The sequence below is a fragment of the Loktanella sp. F6476L genome (assembly GCF_023015725.1).
GTDB lineage: Bacteria > Pseudomonadota > Alphaproteobacteria > Rhodobacterales > Rhodobacteraceae > Yoonia.
Genome location: NZ_JALKAR010000021.1, coordinates 20,199 through 27,357 on the forward strand (window position 1 = coordinate 20,199; position 7,159 = coordinate 27,357).

The 7,159-nt window shown below is 56.5% G+C and carries 6 protein-coding genes; 3 read left to right on the top strand and 3 right to left on the bottom strand.

Annotated elements, in window-relative coordinates:
* Positions 1-133: 133 nt before the first annotated feature.
* The gene (locus MWU61_RS19040) at positions 134-802 is read left to right on the top strand and encodes a response regulator transcription factor (RefSeq protein WP_247130054.1); all 669 of its coding nucleotides are present in this window, start codon (positions 134-136) and stop codon (positions 800-802) included.
* Positions 799-2,178, top strand: coding sequence for a sensor histidine kinase (locus MWU61_RS19045; RefSeq protein WP_247130055.1), 1,380 nt, complete (start codon positions 799-801; stop codon positions 2,176-2,178). The genes MWU61_RS19040 and MWU61_RS19045 overlap by 4 nt, the downstream gene beginning before the upstream one ends.
* On the opposite strand, the gene tcuB is transcribed toward MWU61_RS19045, so the two are convergent.
* Entirely contained in the window at positions 2,138-3,214 is a 1,077-nt protein-coding gene (gene tcuB / locus MWU61_RS19050) for a tricarballylate utilization 4Fe-4S protein TcuB (RefSeq protein WP_247130056.1), read from the bottom strand. The genes MWU61_RS19045 and tcuB overlap by 41 nt on opposite strands.
* Entirely contained in the window at positions 3,204-4,589 is a 1,386-nt protein-coding gene (gene tcuA / locus MWU61_RS19055) for an FAD-dependent tricarballylate dehydrogenase TcuA (protein WP_247130057.1), read from the bottom strand. The genes tcuB and tcuA overlap by 11 nt, the downstream gene beginning before the upstream one ends.
* A 78-nt stretch (positions 4,590-4,667) precedes the next feature.
* On the opposite strand from tcuA, the gene MWU61_RS19060 reads away from it, so the two are divergent.
* Positions 4,668-5,576, top strand: a complete 909-nt coding sequence (locus MWU61_RS19060; protein ID WP_247130058.1) for a LysR family transcriptional regulator — start codon at positions 4,668-4,670, stop codon at positions 5,574-5,576.
* A 732-nt stretch (positions 5,577-6,308) separates the two neighbouring features.
* On the opposite strand, the gene MWU61_RS19065 is transcribed toward MWU61_RS19060, so the two are convergent.
* Positions 6,309-7,088 carry a transglutaminase family protein gene (locus MWU61_RS19065; protein ID WP_348645608.1) on the bottom strand — a complete coding sequence of 260 codons (780 nt, stop codon included), beginning with the start codon at positions 7,086-7,088 and terminating at the stop codon, positions 6,309-6,311.
* Between the last annotated feature and the right edge of the window lie 71 nt (positions 7,089-7,159).

The following is a 7,159-nucleotide window of genomic DNA, read 5'->3' on the forward strand; positions in this document are numbered from 1 at the left end:
CCTCCCATTGATCAGGCCACCTCGACCTGACACGTAGAATCAAAAGACCTCCCGAGTCTCCTTGATGCGGCGACCTTGCAGTGACATCCTTGCGCGAACCTTGCATCCGCCCGATTTTTTGAAAGGAACCCCAGTGCGTATCGTCGTCGTCGAAGACAACATCTCTGTCGCGAAAGGCATCCGCTATTATCTGCATGACGCGGGACACGCGGTGGATTTGCTACACGACGGTGAGCAAGCTGCAGCCTTCTTGATTGATGATGATGCGGATATTGTGGTGCTTGATATCAATCTTCCTAAGCGGGACGGGCTGACGATCCTGCGCGAGCTACGTGGCAGGGGCGACAAACGCCCAGTGTTGTTGCTAACCGCGCAGTCGGAAACCGAGGACAAGGTCAAAGGTCTGGATGCAGGGGCAGATGATTACCTGAGCAAGCCCTTCGAGATGGACGAATTCGGCGCCCGCATTCGCGCCCTGTCCCGCCGCGTGGGCAAACAGCCTGTACAGGTTTCGCAGATCGGAGGCGTATCCTTTGATCTGACGGCCCGAACGATTTCGGGGGTTGACGGACCATTGGATGTCCCACGACGGGAGGTCGCCTTATTCGAACGGCTTTTGATGGCGAACGGGCGTATTGTTTCGAAACAACTGCTGCTTGATAGCCTTTACGGGACTGGTTCAGATGTGGACGAACCAGTCGTCGAAGTTTACGTGTCGCGGCTGCGCAAGCGACTGCAACCACATGGCGTGCAGATCACCGTAAAGCGCGGCTTAGGCTATGTGATGCAGGCGACACCTTGAATAACAGCCTGTCCCTTCGTGCGCGGCTGACGCTTTTGATCCTTGGGCCGCTGATATTGGTCGCTGCCCTTGTTGGCGTCTGGGCCTATTTTGACGCGCAAAACAATGCGGGTGACAGGTTCGACCGATCCCTGCTTTCAACAGCATTGGCAATTTCGCGCGATACGGCCGTAACCGGCGGCGACGCATTAAGCGAAGAAACCCGCGACCTGATCCGCGATACGTCTGGTGGCGCGGTATTCTATCACGTTTTTGCACCCGACGGTGTTTTTGTGACGGGCTATGCGACCCCGCCTGTGCCTCCGAACGTGGTGCCGCCGGACGCAACGCAGACCTATTACGACGCCATCTATCGCGGCGAACCGGTGCGCGCTTTACGGTTTTCGCAAAGCACCTCGATTGACGGGGTAACGGGGCTGTTCACCTTTACCGTTTGGCAGCAAACAGCGGTACGGGATGGGTTTGTGCGATCTCGCACGGGGCCCGTATTTTTGATTATCGCGTCGATGATTGGTGCGCTTGCCCTGTTCGTCTGGTTTGGGGTCGCGCGCGGCCTTGCACCACTCACGGACTTGGAAAGCGCCATCGCAAGACGGTCCTCGTCCGATTTGTCGCCCATCAAACGCCGCATTCCGCAAGAGGTCGTTGGGATCGTCGGTCGGTTCAATGATCTGGTGGCAGAACTGTCGCGCACGTTCGACGCCAAAGATGCTTTCATCTCGGATGCTGCGCACCAATTGCGGAACCCGATTGCAGGTGTGATGTCGTTGGCAGATTCAGTGGCCAATGCAAAAACCTTTGAGGATGCGATGGTCCGCTCTGAAGATCTGCGCGACGCAGCGCGGGATGCAGGACAATTGGCCAACAACCTCTTAACGTTGGAACGTGCCCGCGCGACACCAGCCGCTGCTCAGGTCCAGACCTTTGATCCCATAGCGATCCTGAAGCCACTCGTCGCATCATTCACTGAAACGGCCAGACAGATGGGCGTCACCTTTGAAGCAGTGCTGACCGATGATAAGATTTCTTTGACGGGCGATCCGGTCATGTTCGAGCAGGCCATTTTGAACATGCTAAACAACGCGCTAGCACACGGTGGGACTGACCTTAGCGTAGTGGTGCTGCGTACTCAGCGATCTTCGGGCAGTTTTGACGTCGCCGTTACGGACAACGGCGTCGGCATTGCCGCAAAGGATTTTGAGCGCGCTCTTGGTCGGTTCAGCCAAATTGGTCCAAGCGCAGGATCAGGTCTTGGGCTCCCGATTGCCCAAGCGGTTCTTGAAAGCGTCGGTGGGAAGATCAGGCTATCGAATACTGAAGACGGCTTTTGCGTTCTTATGACCTTTCCGCTGACCGCGTCACCGCAGCCTCTTTGACAAGGGCGGCCATCCGGTAGAACCCGTGCGCCATCTTCGAGAATGGCGTCAGCAGAAAGAACGTCAGCACCGTGCCCAAGTGTAGCGGAAGCAGCCAACTAACGGCGGATGTGCCTGTCGCAGAATAAAGGATCAGACCGGTGAAACCGACTGAGCCAAGCAACAGCACAAAGGCCATCTCACCGCCCCAAGCGTTGGGTGCGCCGAGGTTCGGATCCGCTTTGGTCTTGATCCACGCGAGGCCCAAGCAGCCCAGCGTCAACAAAATCCCCCCCAGAATACCCAGCAGTTTTGGCAGGCTCAACAGCCCATAAGGCGCTTCAAGCCCGAAACCGTAGTGCAGGATCGTGCCGCTGGACGTGGAGGCAAAGCAAAGCAAGAAGCCATAAAGCACCGCTTGGTGCAGGTGGCGGCGGGCGTGGGTAAATCGGTCTTCGTCCTCGAAATTGCAGCCGTCTCCGTGGCCCCCTTTCAGGTTGCGCATTTGACCCGCAGATTTGGCCGCTTCCCAAATGTCGCCCATCCGTATTTTTCCGCCGCCCACCGTGCGCCAGTAACTGCGTAGCGACACGGCAAGAGCAAGCAGCGGCACCACGAACGCGGGCGCAAAGATCGCAACCATTAGGCCGTGAGACATGTAAGCGTAGAACCCTTCTCCGCCCTCGGGACGCAATGCTTGCGCAAGCGCGAAGATCAGAGACAGCGCCAAGACCAAGCCCGCGACAATCACAACGCCGTTCCGGTCAAACAGCTGAGCCAAACCGCGCGGCCATGCGTATTCTTTCCAGCTGTCTTGGCGGACTACGGCGAGGGCCTTGGGCAGGTTCAGATCGAATTCGTGTGGCGCGGTGTACTGGCAGGCATAATAGCAGCCTCTGCAGTTGTGGCACAGGTTGGCCAGTTGCGTCAGGTCGCCGTCGGAAAAGGCGCGTTCGCGGTGCAGGGCCGGAAAGACAGAACAATAGCCTTCGCAGTAACGACAGGCATTGCAGATCTCGGCCTGTCGGCGCGCTTCGTTCAAGAAATCAGTTTGCATGGGCCGCGGCCTCCTTACCTGCGATGCGTCCGAAGACCGTGCCGATTGTCATCCCGAAACCGGCCAGATAGCCTTGCCCAAGGATCGATCCAGCCATTGTTTCACCGGCGGCCCAAAGGTTTTCGATAGGCTTGCCATCGGCGGAACACTGGGCGTTCTCGTCTACTTTGAGGCCGAGGTAAGTGAATGTGACGCCGGTGCGCAGGGAATAGCCATAGAATGGCGGCTCGGTGATCGGGCGGGCCCAGTTCGTTTTGGGCGGTGTGAGGCCGCGGGTGGTCACGCCGTCCAGTTCGGTCGGGTGGAAGCCCGACGTGTCGCCGCAGGCCGCGTTGAAGGTGTCGACCGTTGCGCGCAGATTTTCGGGCGGTAGGCCCATGGTTTCGGCCAACGCTTCTAGCGTGTCGGCTTTGATTGGCGGGAAGACCGACGGCATGAAGAGTTCAAGCGATTTGGCGTCAATGATGACGTATCCAACCTGATCGGGCTGAGCGGCGACAAGACGCCCCCAAATGGCGTAACGTTTGGGCCAAACATCTTCACCTTCGTCATAAAAGCGTTCTGCGTCCTTGTTCACAACAATAGAAAACGGGACGCAATCGAGGCGGGTCAGGATTCCCCCGTCAAACTTCGGCGCGCGCCCGTCAATGGCAACCGCGTGACACTGGGTCGGCTCGCCCACCTGTTCAACGCCTTGATCCAGAAGGTCCGCCAAAACCACCCCGCGATTGTAAGGCGTGCCTCGGATCAAGAAGTTCTTTGCCGCAGGTCCCCAAGCGCGGGCCAGCCAATCGGTGTCAGCCTGAAAACCACCAGAGGCGACGATGACCGATTTGGGTGAAAGGCTTTTGGCGGTACTTTCGTGGGTGAAATCGATGCGCGTGATCCGCTGGCCTTCGCGTTCCAAATGGGTGACAGCTGCCTCATAAAGAACGTCGATGCCCAGCACTGCAGCGGTGCGATAATAGGCGTTCACCAACCCCTTCCCGCCGCCTAAAAAGAACGCATTGGTCCGCGCCAGCGATAGGGTGCCCGACAAGGACGGTTGGAAACGCACACCGCGTTCTTCCATCCACGGCAGGCATTCTTCGGAACGGCGGATCGCCAGCCTCGCGAGGTTTTCATCGGTCTTGCCGCCTGTGACCTTCATAAGATCGGCCACATATTCGTCTTCGCTGTAATCATCAATCAGCGGGCCGAGCGGGCCAGAATGCATGCACCGAAAATTGCGCGTGTGGCGGGAATTGCCGCCGCGATAGGGTTTGGGCGCGGTTTCAAGAATTTGCACGCGCGCACCAGCTTCGGCAGCGGTGATCGCGGCGCAAAGGGCGGCGTTGCCACCGCCAATGATGACGATATCGGGCTGGTTGATCATAGGCGCCTCCTAGTTGATCACTCACTAGCAGGCTCAGATTTATTTGACTAATGCAACATTTTTTGGAATTGATGCAATATGCGCATCAATTATGATTTTCTCGACCTAGAAGCCTTTCTCGCTGTGAAAGACACGGCTTCGTTCCACCTTGCGTCCGAACGTCTCAATCTGTCGCAATCTTCCGTCACACGGCGGGTGCGCAAGTTGGAAGAAGCGCTAGGGACCCAGCTATTCGAACGCACGACCCGTGATGTGCGCCCAACACTGGCAGCCAAACGTCTGCAAATTCGGGCCGAGGCGATCTTGCAAGAAGCGCGGGAAACCACACTCGCTATGCAGGACGAAAGCGCCGCATATGCCTATCAAATGGCGCAAACTGTCACGCTTGCCACGATTCCGAGCGTCATTGGCGGATTGGTCGCTCCGGCGATCTCGGCGTTTCGGGCCGCAGGCCACAACGCTCGTATTCGCGTGATGGACTTGGCGGCCAACGAAGTTGCAGAAGCAGTCGCACAGGGCGAAGCAGACTTTGGCATCGGTTCGATCCCCATGCTTGAACCGGTCACCGACTTCACGCCCCTCATTGAAGAATCCATGGTGCTAGTCCTGCCGCCAGATCACCTGCTTGCATCAAAGGACAGCCTTACTTGGCACGACCTATCCGGAGTTCCGCTGATCTTGCCTGCCCGCGGCACGGGAAACCGACTGCTTATCGACGAAGCCCTTGCCCGAAACGAAACGCCAGTTCTGTGGACACATGAAGTTGGCCGTACGACGACGGCGCTGGAACTGGTTTCGCAGAAAATCGGCGTCGCCGTTCTACCGAAAATGGCACTTGATGGCTGCTCGTCCGGAGGTGTCGTTTGGCGCCCTATAGCGGACCCAGCAATAAGCAGACCGATCGGCCTTTTGAACCGCCTAGGGCACGAAAATACGGCTTCAGCGCGTGCGTTCATGGACGTAATTGTCGGATATGTACGCGGCTGAAGTCTGCCGACAAAGGATCAATTCACCGGTAATCCCAAATTGCCGATTTGGACACGGACCACTATGTCAGCTGCTCAACAGAATAGAGATTTCGTCGTCGATGCGGGTTCGGTGCCAGCTTCGGTTGAAAGCGTTACGTGTTGCCGAACGTCTGCTTTCTCGCCGAAGCAGTCATTCATGCGCGGTGCAGCGTCAGTTAAAGTGAACCCAAGGCAAGCCTCAGATGCAGTACATCATCAGCCCGTAACGCATAAATTTCGGGTGACTGCCCAAGGATTCATTCAACGCGATGAACAAGGGTCACGTAGATCAATTAGAAGAACGGCGATCTTCGCGCAGTTCTGCTTATGTCGGGCATATAGTGGTGGACCGCACTGTAAGATAAATGGGAGTTGAACTTGAAAGCAAAAGCCATTGGAAGATGAGCGCTTGGGCCGTTTGCGAAGAATTGCCCCAAACGGACATTACCGATTTTCGTCGATTTTCATGCCAGAGTTACATTGCCTGCGGACAACGCAGGCGAATGTATCCAAGACAGTGCAAGCACGGTTTCCCGCGGTCGTGTAGGTGACACTCGGCTTTGTATTTTGGTGGAATTGACATGGTACGACTTTGGAAACGTATGGCGAACCATGCATGCAAAGTGTCCTTCTTGATGCATGTATTGCGGTTTAGAAGTTCAGCTTTTGGTCAAACTTCTAAACTATTTCCGGCGTCTCTGCATGCCACGGTTCAAACGAACCGCAAATCAATCGTCCAATATTGATGTTGGTTCTTGCGAGGTGAGATTGGGTTGTACCCCATCGGCGTATGTTGGCCGAGCACAAATCTGACACGGCGTCGACCTTCGGCTTCCAGATCATTGACCGGACGGGTTTCATTCGATCTGCCGCCGACATGCGACACCGAATACGTCAAACCACCAACCGATCTACCTACTGTTTTGTCGTAAATGTCACAAACCAACGGGGCATGTGATGGGATCGTCGGGTGCAACGATGACCATGGTTGCCAACTGCGGAACCGGACGCCCGCACCGCGCAAATTCGGGCCGTAGTCCCGCAAGGGCACTTCGACTTGGTTACAGGTCAGGATGTAGCGGTCCGACCAAGGCCCCTCAATCGTGGCCTCGACCCGTTCCAGCGAACTGTCGACATAACGTGACGTGCCGCCGCCGGTGCTTTCTTCGCCCAAAACCAGCCAAGGCTCAATCGCGTTGCACAACCGCAGGGTCATGCCTTCGACCTGTACCGAACCGACCTCTGGAAAGCGGAATTCGTACTGGGCGTCATACCAGTCATCACGGAAAGGAAAGCCATGTGCGGCGGACAGATCCGACAGCACCTCTTTGAAATCTGTCATCACATGATGTGGCAACAGATATTTATCGTGCAGCGTGTCGCCCCACGGGATCAGCGGCTCGGTGTAGGGTTTTTCCCAGAACCAAGACAGTATGGACCTGTCGCGGTTTGATGCCGCTCCTTTGATAGCATTTACTGCAACAAAGGAGATGAACTATGGGACTGAAACGTACGGACGAATTTCGCCAAGATGCGGTGCGGATTGCATTGACCAGTGGGCTA